This is a genomic window from Rhizobium sp. NFACC06-2, from assembly GCF_900101425.1.
GTDB classification, from domain to species: Bacteria; Pseudomonadota; Alphaproteobacteria; order Rhizobiales; family Rhizobiaceae; genus Agrobacterium; species Agrobacterium leguminum.
In genome coordinates this window covers 46,407-66,903 of the sequence record NZ_FMVA01000016.1, presented here as the reverse complement: position 1 = coordinate 66,903, position 20,497 = coordinate 46,407, and the positions used below count along the sequence as shown (strand labels likewise).

The window sequence follows — 20,497 nt, the reverse complement described above, 5'->3', positions numbered from 1 at the left end:
AAATGCGGCCGAATGATCGGCCGCATTCTGATAATAGGAAGAGCATCAGCCCTTGATAAAGGCAAGCAGGTCGGCGTTCAGCACATCGGCATTGACTGTCAGCATGCCGTGCGAAAAGCCGGGATAGGTCTTCAGCGTACCATTTTTCAGCAGCTTGACCGATTTGTGAGCGGAGTCGGCGATCGGAACGATCTGGTCGTCTTCACCGTGCAGAACCAGCGTCGGAACGCTGATATTCTTCAGGTCCTCGGTCTGGTCGGTTTCAGAGAAGGCCTTGATGCCGTCGTAATGGGCCTTTGCGCCGCCCATCATGCCCTGACGCCACCAGTTCTGGATAACGCCTTCATGCACGGTCGCGCCATCGCGGTTGAAACCATAGAACGGGCCAGCCGGCACATCGCGGAAGAACTGGGCGCGGTTGGCGGCAAGCGACGAGCGGAAGCCGTCAAAAACCTCCATCGGCAGGCCTTCCGGATTGGCCTCGGTCTTGAGCATGAGCGGCGGTACGGCGGAAACGAGGACCGCCTTGGCAACACGGCCCGCGGGTTCACCATGCTTTGCGACGTAACGGGCAACTTCACCGCCACCGGTGGAATGGCCGATATGGACAGCGTTCTTCAGATCGAGCGCTTCAACGACCGCAAAGGCATCGGAAGCATAATGATCCATGTCGTGCCCCTCCGAGACCTGCGCCGAGCGGCCGTGACCACGGCGGTCATGTGCGACGACGCGAAAACCCTTGGAAACGAAGAACAGCATCTGCGCATCCCAGTCATCGGAAGAGAGCGGCCAGCCATGGTGGAAAACGATCGGCTGGGCATCCTTCGGGCCCCAGTCCTTGTAGAAAATCTCAGTGCCGTCCCTGGTTGTTACGAAACCCATGTCAATTTCTCCTTGTGCTGAATGGTTAGTGGAAGGGGTCTGCGAGAAGGCGATCGTCGGAATGCTCACGCTGGCAAGCGCGATGCTACCGATGAGTACGCTGCGTCTCGACACGAAAAACCGATCTGCGTCAGATGTCATACATATCTCCTGTCGAGCTTTGCCTTCGAATGCCCTTGGTTGACTTGAACAAGCTAGCGCCATCCGCTAACACAGGCACGTGGCGCAAATGACTTTATCAGAGGCAAAAGTGACAAATCTCAAACCGGCTGACTTTATCGAGGTCGGATTACTGATCTATCCGGATTGTCAGCTGGCTGCGGTCTACGGACTGACGGACTTATTCCGTGTTGCTAGCGATTGGTCGACGGATTTGCAGGAACCATCAAGCCTTCGAAAAATCCGTGTGAGTCACTGGACGGTTGAGGATGGTGCGGTCTCTTGCAGCTGGGATTCGGAACACGGAGTATCGCATTCGTTGAGCTACATCATCGCGCCACCGAGCATCGTCATGCCGGAGAAGATGCAAAGCATGCGGCCTGCGTCAAAATGGCTTTCATCCCAGCATGCACTTGGTGTGACTGTCTGCTCGATCTGCGCCGGCGCTTTCGTTCTCGCCGAAACGGGGCTTATCGATGGCCGGCGCGCCACGACCCACTGGGCCTTTGCCGAGAGACTTGCCGAGCGGTTTCCCAAAATAGACGTTTCGCCCGATAACATGATCATTGACGATGGCGACGTGATCACCGCCGGAGGCATTCTGGCTTGGGCCGATCTCGGCCTGCTTCTCGTTGAAAAGCTTCTAGGGCAGACCATAATGCTGGAGACAGCGCGCTTTCTGGTCGTGGACCCGCCGCGGCGCAGCCAGAGTCAATACAAGACATTCATCCCGCGATTTGATCACGGCGACAAAGAAGTGCGACAAATCCAGCAGCAATTCCACGCAGCGCCAGAGCTGCAAAAATCGATCGGTGAACTGGCAGACAGCGTGCATCTTTCAGAGAGGACGCTCCAGCGTCGCTTTTTACGTGCGACAGGATTGAAACTGACGGAATATCTTCAAAACGTGCGGATCATGAAGGCGCGGCAATTGCTTGAGACGACGAATGGCTCGGTCGAGAGCATCGCCTGGGCGGTCGGCTATGCGGATCCGGCAGCATTCCGCAAGATATTTGGCAGGTTGACGGGAGCGACGCCGAACGTTTATCGCGGCGATGTGCGACTGTGATTAAGCTTGCGGGCGACTACCTTTCCTGTTGCGGGACGAGGCTGCCATCGCGTTGAAGCTAAATCTCCCGTTTCGACGCCGGCCCGTCTTCAGCCATATGCCTGTTCTGGCAGGTCTCATCTGAACGGCGCAAACGGGTCATGTGGAGGTAGCCTTTGCCTTCTTCTGACGCAGCGTTTCTCCGAACTTCATCCGATAGGCACGCGCAAGCGTGGAGGGCGAGGAAAACCCTGTGCGAAAAGCAATTTCATAAAGCGACAGATTGGTTTCCACCGCGAGTGCGCGGGCATGAGAAAGTCTGATCTGGCTGTAGTACTGGCCCGCGGACATACCAAGATATTGGTGAAACAGGCGATCCATACTGCGCTCTGAAACCGCAACACGGTCGGCAATGATTGGCAATTTGAGCGGCTGTTCGGCGGTTTCACGCATAACGATGATGGCACGCTGTAAGGCTGTGGGGAGGCCATGATCGCTCATCCGGCCGGCGAACCCTCGCGCCAGCCCCCTTTCACCAGGTTTTTGAACACCGCCGAACATGTTGGCGACATCAAACCGCAGCGCCTCGCCCGCGTGTTTTCCGATGAGGTCGAGTGACCAGCTCAGAACACTCTGTGCATCTCCGCAAGTGACGATGTTTCCGTCTACGACATAGGGTCCGTCCGTGACACGGACCTCGGGAAAATTCTCCGAAAATTCCTTCTTCTCCATCCAGTGGATCGTCGCCTTGCGTCCTCCCAGAAGACCCACGCGCGCAAGCAGCCACGCACCGGTGTCAAGCCCGCCCACCACCGGCAATCCGCGGGCTTTTCTGCGCACAGCAGCCGCTGAATCGTGATCAAGGTGATTTCGCACACCGTAGCCTGCAACAAGCACCAGTGCGTGGGTCGCTCCGACGCGGGACAGGGGTAGGTCAGCGCCAATCACCGCACGTGACGAGCTGGCGATGGGACCACCGTTCAAAGAGCATAATTGCCATGAAAACAGCTGACGCCCCGAAAGATCGCGGGCTGCCCGCAGAGGCTCAATGGCGCTGGCGAGCACCATGTTGGAAAAGCCCTCGAAAAGCACGAACGTCAGGTGAAACGGCGATTTTGGCGACATTTGCACAATTTAGCGCAAATCATGCACATTGCGACTGGAAATTTGCTGTCACACTCCCTTGGAATTTACCTCGTTTCCGGAGTTTTTCATGAACCGCGATGTCTTCATCACATGCGCTGTCACCGGTTCCGGTCAGAGCCATACGAAGTCAAGTCTCGTACCGATCACGCCAGCACAAATTGCCGATGCCTGCATCGAGGCCGCCAAGGCCGGCGCCGCCATCGCCCACGTCCATGTTCGCGACCCAAGTACCGGGACGCCCTCTCGCGATCCGGCTCTTTATCGGGAAGTTGTCGAGCGTGTCCGCGCTTCGGATACGGATGTCGTGCTCAACCTGACGGCGGGGATGGGTGGAGATATCGTTCTCGGATCGGCGGAAGCGCCGTTGCCGCTCGCGCCACAATCCGATCTGGTTGGCGCAACCGAGCGTCTGATCCATGTGGAAGAATTGCTGCCGGAAATCTGCACGCTTGACTGCGGAACGATGAATTTCGCGGAAGCAGACTATGTGATGACAAACACCCCCGGCACGTTGCGTGCCATGGCCCGGCGCATTCAGGCAGCTGGCGTGCGTCCGGAAATCGAGGTCTTCGATACAGGGCATCTCTGGCTTGCCAGGACACTCGTCGATGAGGGGCTCATCGACGATCCCGTGATGATCCAGCTTTGCATGGGGATCCCCTACGGCGCGCCAGCCGATATCAACAGCCTCATGGCGATGGTCAACAACATCCCGCAAGGATGGACCTATTCGATGTTCTCGATTGGCCGCATGCAGCTGCCATATGTTGCACAGGCGGCGCTCGCGGGCGGTCATGTCCGTGTCGGGCTGGAAGATAATATCTGGCTGGAAAAGGGTGTGCTCGCGCGCAACGGCGATCTGGTCGAACGCGCGGCCACCATTTTAACAGGCATGGGCTGCCGGATTCTTACCCCACAGGAGGTTCGCGACAAGCTCAAACTGCTTCGGCGCTAATCAGCATCTCATCAAACTATAATAAAGAGAGGAACTGTTGAAATGAGCAAAGCACTATTCGACGTAACCCGACGCGGCCTCTTGGCTGGCGCAGCTGGCCTTGCGGCTGCCGGGCTGATCCTGCCATATGGCGCAAGAGCAGCAGAACCGAAGCGTGGCGGCACGTTGCGTATCGGTCATCTTGGTGGCGCGACCTCCGATACCACAGACCCTGCGACATTTGCTGCCGGCCCGGTCGTCACCGCCATGCTGGCGGTGTGCAACAACCTCGTGGAAATCGACGCCGAGGGCAAAGCGGTGCCGGAGCTTGCGGAAAGCTTCGAGACCGACACAGACGCGCGCATCTGGACTTTCAAGCTGCGGCAGACCGCAACCTTTTCCGACGGGCGCAAGCTGACTGCCAAAGACGTGATCGCTTCATTCAATCACCATCGCGGACAGGATTCCAAGTCCGGCGCGAAGGGATCTCTCTCGCAATTGACCGACATTCGCGCCGATGGCGATCATGTCGTGATCTTCGAACTTAAATCAGGCAATGCCGATTTTGCCTATCTTACCTCCGACTACCACTTCGTCATCATGCCGGCCAACGAGGACGGAACGCTGAACTGGCAATCCAAACTCGGCACAGGTGGATACGTATTGGCCGATTTTGAACCCGGCGTTCGCATTACCTTGAAACGTCGCGATGACTACTGGAAATCGGATCGGGCCTGGTTCGATACCGCCGTTCTGTCAACCATCAACGACGCCACGGCGCGTCAGAATGCGTTGATCACCGGCGAGGTCGATGTCATCAACTCGCCCGACCTTGCAACGCTTCCGCTTCTTTTGCGCCGACCGGGGATCAAGGCGACGGAAGTCACGGGCACCGCCCATTACGCGATGCCAATGTTCTGTGATGCAGCACCGTTCAAGGACCCGAATATTCGCCTCGCCCTCAAACACGCCATCGACCGCAAGGCGGTGCTTGACAAGGTTCTGCACGGGCACGGCCGCATCGCCAACGACAGCCCCATCGCGCCCGCTAACCGCTACTTTGCCGCCGACCTGCCGCAACACAACTATGATCCCGATAAGGCAAAGCACTATCTCAAAAAGGCAGGCATGGATGCGCTCAAGGTGGAAATATCCGCATCGGACGCAGCCTCCGTCGGGGCGCTGGCCATGGTTCAGCTGTTCCAGCAGTCCGCCAAGGCGACTGGGATCGATCTCGGCATCAAACGGGAGCCGGACGACGGATACTGGTCGAATGTCTGGCTGAAGAAGCCGTTCTGTGTGAGCTACTGGAATGGCCGCCCGACCGAGGACGACATGTTCAGCCTCGTTTATGCCAAAGGTGTCGATTGGAACGAAAGCCACTGGGATAACGAGCAGTTCAACTCGCTTCTTGTAAAGGCGCGCACCACTCTGGACGAAAAGCTGCGTGCAGAAATGTATCACGAGATGCAGGGGTTGGTCAGTGAGGATGGCGGGACGATCATTCCTGTCTTCGTAAATTATGTCGATGTCTCCAATGACAAGGTTGCGCATGGCCCCGTTGCCAACAACCGCTTTTTCGACGGCTGGAAAATCGTAGAACGGTGGTGGCAGGCATGAAAATCGCAGCAATTGGAGGCGGAGTCATCGGCGGCGGCTGGATCGCCCGCTTCATACTGGCCGGTCATGACGTTGTTGTCTTCGATCCGCATCCCGAAGCAAACCGTATTGTCACAGAAGTAATGACAAATGCGTCCGAGGCATGGGGGAGGCTTTATCAATCACCTCTGCCCAAGCCAGGGGCAATAGTCTGGGCAGGCTCGATCGCCGAGGCGGTAGCAGGTGCGGACTACATCCAGGAAAGCGTTCCGGAGCGGCTGGATCTCAAACATCGTATCATTGCCGAAATCGAAGCGGCGGCTCCGCCACAGGCGATCATTGCCTCCTCTACCTCCGGGTTCAAGCCGTCAGAATTGCGCCAAGGTGCAGTTCATCCCGAGCGCGTCATCGTGGCGCATCCCTTCAATCCGGTCTATCTTTTGCCGGTCGTTGAAGTGGTGGGCGGCGGCATTGCTGCGCAAAAGGCGTCGGACATTCTGGTGTCGGTGGGCATGAAACCGGTGCAGATCGGTCGGGAAATCGATGCACATATCGGTGACCGCCTGCTCGAAGCGATCTGGCGGGAAGCACTTTGGCTGCTCAAGGATGGTATCGCCACCACGGAGGAAATAGACGATATCATCCGATACGGCTTTGGACTGCGCTGGGCGCAGATGGGTCTGTTCGAGACCTATCGCATCGCTGGCGGTGAAGCTGGTATGCGTCACTTCCTTGCTCAGTTCGGTCCGGCGCTGAAATGGCCATGGACCAAGTTGATGGACGTGCCGGACTTCAATGACGACCTGATTGACCTGATTGCCGGCCAATCAGACGCACAGTCAGGGGCATACTCCATTCGAGAGCTTGAGCGCATTCGCGATCTCAACCTGATCGGTATTTTCCATGCGCTCAAGGCAAATGATTGGGGAGCCGGACAAACCGTAAAAGCGATGGAAAATCGCTTTTACGCCCGTCACGGTAAGATGCAGTCAGATTATCCGCTGCGTCTCCATGAAGCCCATGTGAACGGTGGCTGGGTGGATTACAACGGTCACATGACCGAGTTTCGCTACTTGCAGGTATTGGGGGATGCGACTGACGCCTTTCTTATCCATATAGGGCTCGACGCCGACTATCGCGCTGGCGGTCATTCCGCTTACACGGTCGAAACCCACATCCGTCATCTGGCGGAAGTAAAGGCAGGTGCGCGGCTCACGGTGGAAACCAGGCTCTTTGGTTATGACGAGAAGCGCCTTCGCCTACATCATGAGATCCTGAACGAAGATGGCGAGACAGTCGCGACCGGGGAGCATATGCTCCTGCATGTCGATACCAAGGCAAACCGTACAGTGGCAATGCCGACAGCATTGATGCGCGCACTTGATCACGTCAACGCGCAGGAAAACGGACCACTTCCAGATCATGCCGGAACTGGTATCCGTGCGGTACGGTTAAAGGAGACGTCGGCATGACGAGCGGACGAAAGCGCCCCATTCAGCACATGGTGGCCGTGCGGCTGGGTCTCGGCTTGTTCACTCTGCTTTCTATTTCCCTCCTGATTTTTCTTGCCGTTGGCCTGCTGCCGGGCGACATTGCCCAGCAGGTCCTCGGCCAATCGGCGACGCCCGAAACTGTGGCAGCTTTTCGCCGGGAGCTGGGCCTCGATCAACCTCTTTCATGGCGGTATCTTACCTGGATCGGCGGCATCCTCACCGGCGATTTTGGTCATTCGCTCGCCAACGGTCGACCTGTTGCGGAGCTTCTGTCGGCGCGGCTGGGCAATACGCTGTTTCTTGCTGCATACGCAGCCGCGATTGCGATACCACTGGCGGTGCTGTTGGGGCTGCTGGCGGCGATGTGGAGAGGTACGTGGTTCGACAGGGTCATCAACATCATGACCCTCTCGGCGATCTCATTTCCCGAATTCTTCGTCGCATACATCCTGATGTTCTGGCTTTCCGTACACATGGGATGGTTTCCATCGGTAGCCGATCCCGGCGCGGCACCCGACTTCTTCGACATGCTGCGCCGCGCCTTCCTTCCGGCAATAACGCTCGTCCTTGTCGTGACAGCGCATATGATGCGCATGACGCGCGCTGCGGTGCTGAATGTGCTCGCCGAACCCTATGTCACAATGGCACGCCTCAAGGGCGCCTCCCGCTGGCGCATCATCACCAGGCATGCCCTGCCCAATGCGCTTGCGCCGATTTCCAACGTCATCGCGATCAACGTTGCATGGCTCATCACCGGTGTCGTCATCGTAGAGGTTGTTTTTGTCTACCCTGGTCTCGGCCAGTTGATGGTCGACAGTGTTACCAATCGTGACATGCCGGTGGTGCAAGCCTGCGCCCTTATCTTTGCCTCAGTTTATATCCTCCTGAACCTCTTGGCCGACGTGCTGGCAATTGCCACCAATCCGCGCCTGCTGCATCCAAGGTGAGCTGATGACGAGCCTTGCCCGGACAATCAGGACCATGCCTTTAACGGCGCTGATCGGTCTTATCATCATCGTCATCTATGTTGTCGTGGTCGCGTTTGCGCCAATGATCGCGCCCTACGACCAGGCCGAAATCGTGGGTGCGCAATTCGAACCCTGGAGTACGGCTTTTCCCCTAGGCACGGATGCGCTCGGCCGCGACATGCTCTCGCGGCTCATCTGGGGCGCTCGCAATACCGTCGGAATTGCTGTCACGACCACCGTGCTTGCCTTCGCGCTCGGCGCGGTAGCCGGTCTTCTTGCTGCTGCCCTCGGCAAGTGGTTTGATCTCGTTCTTTCCCGCATTGTTGATGTGATGATGGCGGTGCCGCCTCTGATCCTGACATTGCTGGCGCTATCCGCGCTTGGGTCGGGCGTGGTCAATCTGATCCTGATCGTTGCCGTTCTCGACTCAACACGCGTCTTTCGCCTGGCGCGCGCGACGGCGGCAAATGTCATGGTCATGGACTATGTCGAGGCGGCGAAACTCAGAGGCGATGGCATCGCCTGGATCATTCTCAAGGAAGTGCTTCCCAACATAACCGCGCCCCTCATTGCCGAATTCGGGCTGCGGTTTTGTTTCGTCTTTCTGACCATTTCGGCGCTTGCCTTCCTGGGGCTTGGGCTACCACCACCGATGGCTGATTGGGGCGCGATGGTTCGCGACAACGCCGCCCTCATCACCTTTGGAGATATCACACCGCTTCTACCGGCCGCCTGTATCGCCGTGCTGACGGTTTCGATCAATTTTGTCGTGGACTGGATGTTGCATCGCGCCTCTGGATTGAAAGACTAACGCCATGTTGCTGAAGATCGAAAACCTCAAGGTTGAAGCAAAGAGTGAGGATGGCTGGTCCCCGATCCTGCACGGCATAAATCTCGAAGTGAGGCGCGGCGAGGTCGTTGGCCTCATAGGCGAATCTGGTGCCGGCAAATCGACGCTTGGCCTTGCAGCACTGGGTTTTGCCCATGCCGGCCTGCGTTTTGCAGGTGGGCGTGTTCTCGTCGAGAATGTTGATCTGCTGCGTCTGAACGAACGGGAGAGATCGGTCTATCGAGGACGGCGCGTCGCCTACGTCGCCCAATCTGCTGCCGCCAGTTTTAACCCTGCCTGGCGATTGCTCGATCAATTCTGCGAGGGCCCGGCCATACACGGCACCGCGAGCAGACCGGATTGCGAAATCTTTGCGCGTCAACTTTACGCCAGCATGCATTTGCCTGATCCGGCAAATTTCGGGCTGAGATTTCCGCATCAGGTTTCGGGTGGACAGTTGCAACGTGCCATGGTCGCGATGGCCATGGCTTGCAAACCCGATCTCATCGTCTTTGACGAACCGACGACAGCGCTCGACGTGACAACGCAGATCGGCGTACTTACCGCCATCCGCTCAGCCGTCGAAACATCGGGAACTGCAGCGATCTACATCACCCACGATCTCGCCGTCGTGGCTCAGATGGCTGATCGCATCAAGGTCATGCGTCATGGCAGGGAGGTGGAGGAGGCGCCTACACGCCAGATCATGCAGGCTCCACGCCACGAATACACCCGCTCGCTCTGGGCGGTGCGGGAGTTCCGTCGCCCTGAACGCCGTCTGGAGAGAAAGGATGCGCCTGTCATCAGTATCAACAATGTCACCGCGTCTTATGGCCACTTCGATGTTTTGCGTGACGTCACGTTTGAAATTCCGCGCGGTGCCACCGTCGCTGTCGTCGGAGAGTCCGGTTCGGGAAAATCAACCGCCGCCCGCGTTGTTACGGGCCTACTGCCGCCGCGCATCGGCAGTATAGAGCTGAATGGTGAAGTGCTGCCACCAAGTCTCAGTCGCAGATCGCGCGAGCAACTGCGCAAGATCCAGATGATCTATCAAATGGCTGACACAGCCCTCAATCCACGCCAATCCATCCGCCAGATTCTCTCCCGTCCGCTACAATTTTATCTGGGCTTGAAGGGGGCGGTGCTGGAAAGGCGCCTTGCGGAACTGATGGAGCAGATCGAGCTTGAGCCCAGGCAATTTCTTCATCGGCGACCCGGCGAGTTGTCTGGTGGCCAAAAGCAGCGGATCGGCATCGCCAGAGCGCTGGCGGCAAATCCTGAGATTATCATCTGTGACGAAGTCACGAGCGCACTTGATCAACTGGTGGCCGAGGGCACCCTGCGTCTTCTCAGTCGCCTCCAGGACGAAACTGGCGTTTCCTACATGTTCATCACGCACGACATCGACACAGTGCGCGCGATTGCTGACGACGTTGTGGTGATGAAGGGTGGAACGGTGCAGGACAAGGGCAGCAAGGCCGAGGTCATGGATCCACCGCGCCATGACTATACGCGTCAGTTGCTCGCCTCTGTGCCGCAGATGGATCCGGATTGGCTAAGGCGTCATAACGGGGGCAAACCATATGATCAGTGATCCTCAGGTTCTCGCCTTCATTCGCAAAACCGAAGACAGCTATCCAGCGCAGGCAAACACAGCGGACGCTGCGGAAAACCGCATCCTTTACGATGCGATGTGCGCAAATTTCCGAGCACCTCGACCAGAAAAAGTCATTGTCGTTGATCGGGAGATCGGTGGGGTGGCGTGTCGGATATATGGCTTGGCATCACCCGTTTGCGTCCTCTACCTGCACGGCGGAGGCTTTGTCGTGGGCGGGCTCGACAGCCATGATGACGTCTGTGCGGAAATCGCTGATGCGACCGGTTTGCAGACTGTCTCGGTCGATTACCGCCTTGCGCCGGAGCACCTGTGGCCGGCACAGATAAACGACGTTGAAGCGGTTTGGCGAGCACTGGACCGACCAGTTGTGGTCGTCGGCGACAGCGCTGGCGGTCTGCTTGCTGCAGCACTTTGTCTTTCGCAAAAGGGCAATAGGCAACCCCTGGGGCAGGTCCTTATCTACCCGGGCCTTGGTGGTGATGGGGACACGGCGTCCTATCGCGAAAATGCCGAAGCCCCGCTGTTGCGTGCCAGTGACGTAATTGTCTACAAGGACTTGCTCTTTGGTCGCACCCCGCCAACCGATCCGGTTGCCCGCCCCCTGAAGGCTCCAGATCTTTCAGACCTTGCCCCTGCATTTATTGTTACGGCAGATGTAGATCCCTTGCGTGATGATGGGTCAGCTTATGCCGGGCGGCTGGCAGCGGCGGGTGTCCCGGTAACTTGGCGCAACGAGCCCCAGTTGCCGCACGGTTTCCTGCGCGCGCGTGGAATGAGCGACCGCGCGCGTCGAAGTTTTCAAGCAATCATTGCCGAAGTCCGACGCTTTTCGCTTTCATAAGGCGCGTCGCTGATTTGCCGGACTTGAGCGAGATGCCTAAATCCCGGCACACCTCGCTCATTCCTTCGCCCTCGAATAGGCGGGCGAGAAAGTGCAGACGCTCTTCTCCCTTATGCCTGGCACGCTATCGGCTCCTGCGGCAGCAGTATCCGAAGTGTCAGATAAGATCGCGTTCGTAGCGCTCGTCCCATTGTCGCGTCTTGACGATTCTACCATTCTCGAAAGCCAAGAGTTCTCCGATTAAGTAGAAAGACCCTTCATCGGAGCGCATTTCAGTCCGGCTCTCGATCTTGATCCGCCACCCGTCCCGGCTCATTTCGTATGTCTGGGTGAGCACGTAGCGAGCGGAGAGGGGATCGTCGTCGCGAATGCTCAGTTCACGGCGCAGACTGTGGCTGAGTTCGGTATTGATCTCGTCAAAGCGCAGCACGCCCTCGCCGAACAAGCCACCCACACCTTCCGTGATATAGGTGTTGACACCGGTTTCGTGGTCCTGTTCCGTCCAGCGACGAACCGTGCCGGGGTCGATCTGCGTCATAGGTGTCAATGGGCCATGGGCGGGCGGCTCGAAGCGAACCTGCTTGCCGTCGCCTACAGCACGAACTGGCAGGTCGAGCGCGCTTTCCGCAACCGAAATGCTGATCGTTGCATCGTAAGGCGATGTCCACACCATCGGCCAATATGCGGTGGCGATGGCGAGTTGCAGTTTGTGGCCTTTGGTGAAGCGGTACCCACAATCATTGAGCTTGATCGTGACATCGTAAAACTTGCCGGGTTCCAAGGCCTCCGGATTTTCGTGACTGTCGCGGTGGGTGAGGTTGAAAACCTGGTAGCTAACGCGTGTTATGCGAGCGTCGGGAAGCACATCGTTGAGGCGCAGCGATATCTGGGCGACGGGGCAATCTGCCGCAATACGCAGACGCGCAACAGGTGCACCGCGTACGTCGAAATCTTCGTCTAGCAAAGCGGTTTCAAAAACCAGCGCGCCACCATTGTCGAGCCGCTGATCGGTCGGATGTTCGCCCGGGCACCCGGTCGCCATCCATTCCCCGCCCGCCTTGCCATGGCTCTGGGGTGAACGGATAGCAAGGATCGCAGGATCACTCACCGCGTCACCCAGCTCCCGGGCTCCACCAAGATAGAGTGATCGGGTCGAGATTTCAGGTGAAGGCCAGGCCGCTTCGCCGACCCACCGGCCCTGCGTCGTCGTGCGCGTGCCTGTCGGCTCGATCGTGTCGCTGACGAAGGCGCGCAGCATCGGCTCGTCCATGACGCCGAGAGAGCCGTCTCGATTGGCCGAAGTGCGCTTGATGTCTGGCTGTGAAAGCGCGGCGAAGATGTCACGGCTTCGCGGACGAGCCCCTTGCGGAGAACGATGCCGGTCACCGGTCCCACACGGCTCTATGGCAGAGGTGCTGGATTGAAACGTGCCACCAGCCAGAGCTTCCCCTGATCGGCGGGGTGGATCCGCATCACGAATAATGCTCCCGTAGTTCCGCGCTATCGTATCAAGGCCTGGATCTATTCCCTCAACTCCATATCGCCCACGCCTTGATGACGGCGCGTGGGATCGCGCTTGTTGTACAGTTGCGTGATGAGGGCATAGCGGCCTACAGGATAACCGGACACACGCTACCACGCCAGTTACGGGGGCACGAGCGGCGTTTCACCGGCGGCCATGCCGGTGATAGGGTATTTCTGTTGGCGCCTTTCGGAGGGGAGGTTTTTCCATCAACATTTCAGCGCACCCTGTATTGAATCGGCAAAAAAAAGCGAAATTTCGCTAAAAACCACCTGATCGTGCATGTGACAGCAACAGCGGCGCGACTACCCTGTCCAGCCTCTCGATCGACCAGTTCTTGACAGGCGCAGACACCACGATGGCACCGAGCGGCCGTCGGTTGGCGTCGAGGATCGCGGCAGCGACATTGACCTCTTCGCGGATTGATTGCCGGTCGGTGAAAGCGTAACCGCGTTGGCGGGCATCCTTGATTTCCTGGCGGATCAGTTCCTTGTTAGCGATGGTGTGCGGCGTTGCCATTTCGATGACGCTGTTGCCAAGGATCGCCTCGATTTCATGGTCTGTGAGGTAGGATAGGATCGCCCGTCCGCCCGATGAACTGAGTGAAGGCAGACGCCTGCCTGCGTAAGCAGTTCTGAACGAGGGGTGAGGGCGGCTCTGCACATGCAGCAGATGCACGATCTCCGTGCCGTCGAGAATGCAGAAGGAGCATCGTAATCCGCATTCCTCCCGCAAACGGATCAGCCTTGGCCAAAGAACTTTGAGCAGCGGGTTGCTCATCTGGAACTTGAAAAGCAAGTCCAGCGCCCGCACGGACAACTCGAATGTCCGGCGACGATCATCTTTCAACAGATATCCCGTCGAAATCAGCGTCTCTGTCAAACGTTGGACGGTTGGTATCGGAAACCCTGCCAGTCGGTGAAGCTCTGTGAGGGTGAACTCTGGAGTCGATGGTCTGAAAAGCCGCAGCAAATGGATGCCCTTGCCGACCGAGTTGACGAAAAGCGGGTCAGTGTCAGCCGGAATGGGCAGCAGATGCGGATCAGCCTTCTGTTCGAGAAACAAAGGCCGCGTCCCGTTGGAGATCCGAAGTTCCGACAAGTGGTGAGCGGCGCGCGACAGTTGCTGGCCAAGCGCCTTCAACTCGCTAGGATTCGATGAGGGGCCAGCAAGAGAAATCGCGGCCAGGGGATCGCCAGAGGCATTGCGGAAGGCGACTGCCAACATGGTCTGGCCTACTTTGGTCTCAGCCGCATCGAAGGCAAAACCTTGGGCGAGCTCCTGCTCAACGCCCTTTTCTATCGTTGTAGCCGACGCGGGCGCGAGACGGTTGTTTTGAACAAGACGCTGAAGACAGGAGTTTCTCTGTATATCCGACATCAGTCCCAGCAAGGCGCGGCCGGGCGCTGACGCTGCCAGGGGTAGGCGCTGGCCGGTGGGCGCGATGGTCAACGAGGCTACGGGAGAGGGGACGCGAGCCAGCGTGATAACATCATCTTTATCCAGAAGCCAAAGATCGCAGCTCAAACCTGTCGAAGCATTCAAGTCTACCAGAGACGGCATCACGAATTCGATGAGATTGTTGGAGGTAAGATAGGTGTGAGCAAGATCGGCAACGCGGTGGGAAAGGGTCAGTGTCGAGCTGTGCTCATCCCTGAGTAGTAGCCCGGTTTCCACCAGCGTATGAACGATGCGCTGGGCGCTTGAGCGGTTCATCTCGGCCATCCGCGCTATATCTGTGATCCGGAGTTCTGGCCTTTCGGGGCCGAAGAGTTCGAGAACGGACAGAGCCTTTTCCAGAGCTACGATCTGACCTTTGCGATGGTCGCTTCCATGTCCACTCATTCTGCTCTTTCATTTCTCATGCGGCGTTGACAACCTTTTGATACACCATATAATCGTTAGACAATAAGAGCAATCGCATCGCGGTAAAATTACAAAGGGGAACGCATGCTTCAAACGACAGGAATGGCGCAGCCGTAAATTCGCACGATCTGCATTTACAGTATACAATCATAACGTTATCCGGACGCATGCCTTGCATGTGTGATGAGATTTCTGTTGGCAGCATTGATATTGGCAGGCACTTCGGTGTCTCTCGAATGCTGACTTTAGGCTGGTCGCGATTTATCGCGGTAATCAGCAAAACCATTCTGGAAGAAATCACTTAGGTTCTGGCGCGCGCGTCCTGGCTCCGGTTTCTTGCGCCTCGTTTTCAGACTTCGAATAAAGGGGAACTAACAAGAATGTATGCTCTTAAATCCAACAGAAACGGCAGTATCAAACGACATGTCACGGCGGTTGCGCTCGTGCTATCTGCCTGTGTCAGTGGAATTGCGACCCAAGCGCAAGCCCAGACGATGGTTGCCGTACCTCATTCCGGTCTTCGTATTCTCGATCCTATCATCACCACTGCGCATATCGTCCGCAATCATGGCTATATGGTTTACGATACACTTCTATCACTTGACTCGACCTTCACGCCCAGGCCACAGATGGCAGAATACGTCATTTCTGAGGACCGCCTTACCTACACATTTACCCTGCGTGACGGTTTGAAGTGGCACGATGGCGCGCCCGTCACCGCAGAGGATTGTGTTGCTTCCCTGAAGCGCTGGGGTGCGCGTGATACCTCAGGCCAGGTCATGTTTGACAAGACGGCGAGCCTGGTCGCTACGGACGACAAGACCATTACGCTGACCCTGAAGGAACCGTTTCCCTTCGTGCTTGACGTATTGGCAAAGCCCTCGTCCGTTGTGCCATTCATGATGCCGAAGCGCATCGCAGAAACACCGGCAGATACGGCCATTACGGAGCATATCGGTTCAGGCCCGTTCAAATTCGTCGAAGCTGAATATCAGCCGGGCGTGAAGTCTGTTTACGACAAGTTCGAGGAATATGTGCCGCGCTCCGAGCCGCCGGATTGGTTGTCGGGTGGCAAGGTCGTCAAGGTTGATCGGGTGGAATGGGTCTCCATGCCCGATGCACAAACGGCGATGAACGCTATTCAGTCAGGCGAAGTGGACTATGTTGAAGCCCCGTCAGTCGATCTTTTGCCGCTTGTTGAAGGCAATGACGAGCTGACGGTCAAACTGCTTGCCAAACTCGGCTCCCAGACGATGGGGCGCATGAACTTCCTGCATGCACCCTTCGACAATCCCAAGATCCGCAAGGCGGCCATGATGGCCATGAACCAGAAGGATGTTCTGGATGCTCTGATCGGTAACCCGGACTATTACACAGTTTGCGGCGCAATGATGGGCTGCGATACGCCGCTGGCAAGCGAAACCGGTGCCGAAACACTGATTGGCAAAGGCGACGTGGAAGGTGCAAAGGCGCTGCTGAAAGAGGCAGGCTATGACGGCACACCGGTTGTCATTCTGCAGCCTACGGATGTCGTCACCGTCAAGGCTCAGCCAGTCGTCGCCGCGGCCGCCCTGCGTGCTGCAGGATTCACCGTCGATCTGCAGGCCATGGACTGGCAGACGGTGGTGACACGCCGTGCGTCACAAAAGCCGACCTCGGAAGGCGGCTGGGACATGTTTTTTACCAACTGGATCGTGCCGGAAATCATGACGCCGCTGAACAATCCGATGCTCAACGGCCGTGGGACCAAGGGCTTCTTTGGCTGGCCAGAAGATGCCAAGCTTGAAGAGTTGCGGGCCTCATATGTGAAGGCAACGACACCGGAAGAACAGAAAAAGGTTGCCGGTGAAATCCAGGCGCACGCCATGGAAACCGTCAACTACATTCCTCTCGGTCAGTACAAGCTTCCATCCGTATGGCGTAACGAGTTATCCGGCTTGCTCGAAGCTCCGGTTCCCGTGTTCTGGAACATCGAAAAGCAGGAATAGTCCCGCAGGATTGAAACTGAGCAAATGCAATTCCGCCCGGCGACGTTTGCCGCCGGGTAGGCAATACAGACCGGACATACGAGGAGCGCCAAATGCTGGCCTACACCTTACGACGTGTGCTGTCGGCCATCCCCGTGATGGTGACGGTTGCCGTCTTCGTTTTCCTGCTGCTGAGACTGACCCCGGGCGACCCCGCCGCGATTATCGCTGGCGACATGGCAACACCGGAACAACTCGAAAAGATCAGAACATCACTGGGCCTCGACAAGCCACTTCTTGTACAATTTTTTTCCTGGATCATGCTGCTAATCCAAGGTGATCTCGGTACTTCGCTGATATCGAACACTCCCGTTACGGGAATGATCGCCAAGCATATTGAACCAACCATTAGCCTTGCTCTCATGACGATCACCCTGTCTATCGTCATCGCTGTGCCCCTTGGTGTGCTCGCGGCCTGGCGCCATGGAACGTGGATCGACTACGCTGTCATGTCCTTGTCGGTCATCGGCTTTTCAGTGCCGGTTTTCGTTATCGGTTACATCCTCATTCAGTTTTTCGCCATCGACCTGAAATGGTTTCCGGTGCAAGGCTTCCGCAGCATCACCAGAGGCATAGGGCCGTTTCTGGAGCGCGCCGTGCTGCCATCCCTTACCTTGTCGTCAATTTATATAGCGTTGATTGCCCGTATGACCCGCGCATCGATGCTTGACGTGCTGGGTGAGGACTATATCCGCACAGCCAGGGCCAAAGGATTGCGCGAGAACATCGTGCTGTTCCGCCATGCCTTGCGCAATGCAGCCGTGCCTGTCCTGACCATCATCGGCACTGGCTTTGCTTTGCTGATCTCAGGTGTCGTTGTGACCGAGAGTGTCTTCAACATTCCAGGTATCGGTCGGCTCACGGTCGATGCCATTCTGGCGCGGGATTACCCGGTCATTCAGGGAATGATCCTGCTGACCAGCGGTATCTACGTTCTGCTGAACTTGTTGATCGACCTTTCCTATTCCTTCTTTGACCCAAGGATCCGGTACTGATGGCTGCTTCACGTCCTTTCGGCGCAGCGCTTCGCCTGCCGTTCACGAAAACCTCGGAAAAGTCGAACTCGCGTATCGGCGTCATTCCTGTCATTGCCTGCATCGTACTCGTCATGACCGTTCTCTTGGCGATTTTCGCACCGCTGCTTGCCCCGCACGATCCCATAACGATGACACCCTCAGCTCGGTTGAAACCCGCAAGTGACATCTATCCACTCGGGACCGATGCGTATGGTCGCGATCTGCTGTCGCGTGTGTTGTATGGCGCGCGCATCTCGTTGCTGATAGGCGTCGGTGCTGCCATTATCTCTGTCGGTATTGGTCTCGCGATCGGGCTGATGTCCGGTTTCTTCCGGGTGCTCGATGCCATCGTCATGCGTATCATGGATGCGCTGATGGCCATTCCCAGCCTGCTGCTTGCCATCGCTGTAGTTTCGCTGACGGGTGCCAGCATCTGGACCGTGATGTTCGCCATCACCATTCCGGAAATCCCGCGTATCGTGCGGCTGGTGCGTTCGGTGGTTCTTTCGGCGCGTGAGGAACCCTATGTCGAGGCGGCGATCGCCGTCGGCTCCAGCCTGACGAAAATCCTCTGGCGACACCTCATGCCCAACACACTGGCACCACTTATCGTGCAGGGTACCTATGTCTGTGCCTCGGCAATTTTGACGGAAGCGATCCTTTCCTTCCTTGGTGCCGGTGTTTCGACCGAAATTCCGACGTGGGGCAACATCATGGCCGAGGGTCGCGCTTACTTCCAGATCAACCCGACTTTGATCTTTTGGCCTGGGCTGCTGCTGTCACTTTGCATCCTCTCAATCAACCTGCTGGGCGATACGGCGCGTGACCTGCTCGATCCTCGCATGAAAAAAAGGGAGGCCGCCAAATGAGTGCGACAGCCATGAAAGACGGCGCGGCCGAGATACTGTTCATTCGTGATCTCGTTGTTGGCCTGACTGATGATGATACGAACAAGCCAGTGCTGGACGGCATATCGCTTACCATTCGGGCGGGCGAGACCGTCTGCCTTGTGGGCGAAAGCGGTTCGGGAAAATCCGTGACATCGCTGGCAACAATGGGACTTTTGCCACGCCAGTCGCTAGAACCGAAGGGTGGCCAGATCATGTTTGAAGGCGAAGACTTGCTGAAGGCAGACGGTGCACGCATGCGTTCCCTGCGTTCAAGCCAGATCGCCATGATTTTTCAGGAGCCGATGACGGCGCTGAACCCTGTTCTGTCTGTCGGGCAACAGATATGCGAAGTGCTTCAGGAACATACGAGCCTTGGCCATCGTGAACAGCGTGAACAGGTTCTGGCCATGATGGAGCATGTGCATCTACCGGATGTCCAGCGCATCTTCGATTCCTATCCCCACCAGCTCTCCGGCGGCCAGCGACAGCGCATCATGATTGCCATGGCGCTGATCCTCAAACCCAGGTTGCTGATCGCTGACGAGCCCACGACAGCGCTTGATGTGACGACCCAGAAGCAAATCTTGAAGCTGATCGACGAGTTACAAGAGAAGCAGGGAACCGCGGTGCTGTTCATCACTCACGACATGGGTGTCGTCGCCGAGATCGCCGATACGGTTTATGTCATGCACCATGGCAAGGTGGTTGAGCACGCGCCGATCGACAAGATTCTACGCAGCCCGGAAAAAGATTATACGCGGAGTTTGCTAATGGCCGTTCCAAGCCTGGTGCCGCGCGACCCGCGTCCGGTGATCAGTCAGGAAATTGTCCTTTCTGTTTCCGAACTCGACAAGGTTTATACAAAGCGCAGCCTGTTTGGAAAAAAGATCGACGGGACCAGGGCGGCTGACATGGTGTCTTTCACTTTGAAGCGCGGTCGGACCCTCGGCATCGTCGGTGAAAGCGGGTCTGGAAAATCGACCGTCGCTCGTTGCATCATGCGGCTGATTGACCCGACATCGGGAAGCATCCGTGTCTCCGGCAGCGAGATCGCCGATTTTTCCCGCCGTGCATTGCGCCCTTATCGCCAGCACATCCAGATGATCTTTCAGGATCCCTATCGGTCACTCAATCCGCGTGTGACAGTGGGCGAGAGCATTGTCGAGGGACCGGTCAATTACGGAAAATCGCGTGCGGTCGCCTGGGAGGAAGCCAAGGAACTGCTGGGCCTTGTCGGCCTGCCGGAAGATGCAATCAGCCGTTACCCGCACCAGTTTTCGGGTGGGCAGCGCCAACGCATTGCCATCGCCCGTGCCATCGCCATGAAACCAAAGGTTCTGGTGGCGGATGAAGCTGTCTCGGCGCTGGATGTCTCGGTGCAGGCACAGGTGCTGGATCTTCTGGCGGAACTTCAGGAAAAGCTCGGTATCGCCATTCTCTTCATCACCCATGATCTGCGTGTCGCCGCACAGATCTGCGACGACGTCATCGTCATGCAGCGTGGCAAGATCGTCGAATACTCCACCGGTTACGACGTGCTGACCAAGCCGACCGATGCCTATACGCGCCAGCTTATCGATGCCGCTCCCGGCAGACATTGGGACTTCGCCAACTTTCGTCCGCTGGACATGGCTACCGCAACAGCAGGAGAGGCATGAC

General features: G+C 57.3%; 16 protein-coding genes. 12 read left to right on the top strand and 4 right to left on the bottom strand.

Going from position 1 to position 20,497, the window contains the following annotated elements; genetic code table 11:
• Positions 1–45: 45 nt before the first annotated feature.
• Positions 46–882 (bottom strand): alpha/beta fold hydrolase, encoded by an 837-nt coding sequence (locus F3H58_RS22205; protein ID WP_149743797.1) that lies wholly within the window; start codon positions 880–882, stop codon positions 46–48.
• 250 nt (positions 883–1,132) lie between these two features.
• Here F3H58_RS22205 and F3H58_RS22200 point away from each other — a divergent pair, with 250 nt between their 5' ends.
• A complete protein-coding gene (locus tag F3H58_RS22200; protein ID WP_353619447.1) occupies positions 1,133–2,110 on the top strand; it encodes a GlxA family transcriptional regulator in 978 nt (325 codons plus the stop codon).
• Positions 2,111–2,248: 138 nt separating this feature from the next.
• Here F3H58_RS22200 and F3H58_RS22195 read toward each other — a convergent pair whose 3' ends face one another.
• Positions 2,249–3,214: a GlxA family transcriptional regulator gene (locus F3H58_RS22195; protein ID WP_149743795.1), complete on the bottom strand. Its 966-nt coding sequence runs from the start codon at positions 3,212–3,214 to the stop codon at positions 2,249–2,251.
• 88 nt (positions 3,215–3,302) lie between these two features.
• Here F3H58_RS22195 and F3H58_RS22190 point away from each other — a divergent pair, with 88 nt between their 5' ends.
• Genes F3H58_RS22190 through F3H58_RS22160 form a run of 7 tightly spaced genes read left to right on the top strand, consistent with a single transcriptional unit; the run spans position 3,303 to position 11,517 of the window.
• Positions 3,303–4,190, top strand: a complete 888-nt coding sequence (locus F3H58_RS22190; protein ID WP_149743794.1) for a beta-keto acid cleavage family enzyme — start codon at positions 3,303–3,305, stop codon at positions 4,188–4,190.
• Positions 4,191–4,232: 42 nt separating this feature from the next.
• Complete coding sequence (locus F3H58_RS22185) at positions 4,233–5,789, top strand: ABC transporter substrate-binding protein (protein WP_149743793.1); 1,557 nt, start codon at positions 4,233–4,235, stop codon at positions 5,787–5,789.
• Positions 5,786–7,240, top strand: coding sequence for a carnitine 3-dehydrogenase (locus F3H58_RS22180; protein ID WP_149743792.1), 1,455 nt, complete (start codon positions 5,786–5,788; stop codon positions 7,238–7,240). Before F3H58_RS22185 ends, F3H58_RS22180 begins: the two co-directional genes overlap by 4 nt.
• A complete protein-coding gene (locus F3H58_RS22175; protein ID WP_149743791.1) occupies positions 7,237–8,208 on the top strand; it encodes an ABC transporter permease in 972 nt (323 codons plus the stop codon). The genes F3H58_RS22180 and F3H58_RS22175 overlap by 4 nt, the downstream gene beginning before the upstream one ends.
• Before the next feature lie 4 nt (positions 8,209–8,212).
• Complete coding sequence (locus F3H58_RS22170; RefSeq protein WP_111792008.1) at positions 8,213–9,040, top strand: ABC transporter permease; 828 nt, start codon at positions 8,213–8,215, stop codon at positions 9,038–9,040.
• A gap of 4 nt (positions 9,041–9,044) precedes the next feature.
• Positions 9,045–10,652: an ABC transporter ATP-binding protein gene (locus F3H58_RS22165; RefSeq protein WP_149743790.1), complete on the top strand. Its 1,608-nt coding sequence runs from the start codon at positions 9,045–9,047 to the stop codon at positions 10,650–10,652.
• A complete protein-coding gene (locus F3H58_RS22160; RefSeq protein WP_149743789.1) occupies positions 10,642–11,517 on the top strand; it encodes an alpha/beta hydrolase in 876 nt (291 codons plus the stop codon). The genes F3H58_RS22165 and F3H58_RS22160 overlap by 11 nt, the downstream gene beginning before the upstream one ends.
• 157 nt (positions 11,518–11,674) lie before the next feature.
• Here F3H58_RS22160 and F3H58_RS22155 read toward each other — a convergent pair whose 3' ends face one another.
• Both F3H58_RS22155 and F3H58_RS22150 read right to left on the bottom strand, forming a co-directional pair.
• Complete coding sequence (locus tag F3H58_RS22155) at positions 11,675–12,787, bottom strand: CocE/NonD family hydrolase C-terminal non-catalytic domain-containing protein (protein WP_502706421.1); 1,113 nt, start codon at positions 12,785–12,787, stop codon at positions 11,675–11,677.
• Positions 12,788–13,300: 513 nt separating this feature from the next.
• Positions 13,301–14,884: an IclR family transcriptional regulator gene (locus F3H58_RS22150; RefSeq protein WP_149743788.1), complete on the bottom strand. Its 1,584-nt coding sequence runs from the start codon at positions 14,882–14,884 to the stop codon at positions 13,301–13,303.
• Positions 14,885–15,285: 401 nt separating this feature from the next.
• On the opposite strand from F3H58_RS22150, the gene F3H58_RS22145 reads away from it, so the two are divergent.
• The 4 genes from F3H58_RS22145 (at position 15,286) to F3H58_RS22130 (ending at position 20,496) form a co-directional block, all read left to right on the top strand.
• Positions 15,286–16,893 (top strand): ABC transporter substrate-binding protein, encoded by a 1,608-nt coding sequence (locus F3H58_RS22145; protein ID WP_149743787.1) that lies wholly within the window; start codon positions 15,286–15,288, stop codon positions 16,891–16,893.
• A gap of 92 nt (positions 16,894–16,985) precedes the next feature.
• Positions 16,986–17,927, top strand: a complete 942-nt coding sequence (locus tag F3H58_RS22140) for an ABC transporter permease (RefSeq protein WP_149743786.1) — start codon at positions 16,986–16,988, stop codon at positions 17,925–17,927.
• Positions 17,927–18,817: an ABC transporter permease gene (locus F3H58_RS22135; protein ID WP_149743785.1), complete on the top strand. Its 891-nt coding sequence runs from the start codon at positions 17,927–17,929 to the stop codon at positions 18,815–18,817. The genes F3H58_RS22140 and F3H58_RS22135 overlap by 1 nt, the downstream gene beginning before the upstream one ends.
• Positions 18,814–20,496, top strand: a complete 1,683-nt coding sequence (locus F3H58_RS22130) for an ABC transporter ATP-binding protein (protein WP_286169943.1) — start codon at positions 18,814–18,816, stop codon at positions 20,494–20,496. The genes F3H58_RS22135 and F3H58_RS22130 overlap by 4 nt, the downstream gene beginning before the upstream one ends.
• Position 20,497 lies beyond the last annotated feature (1 nt).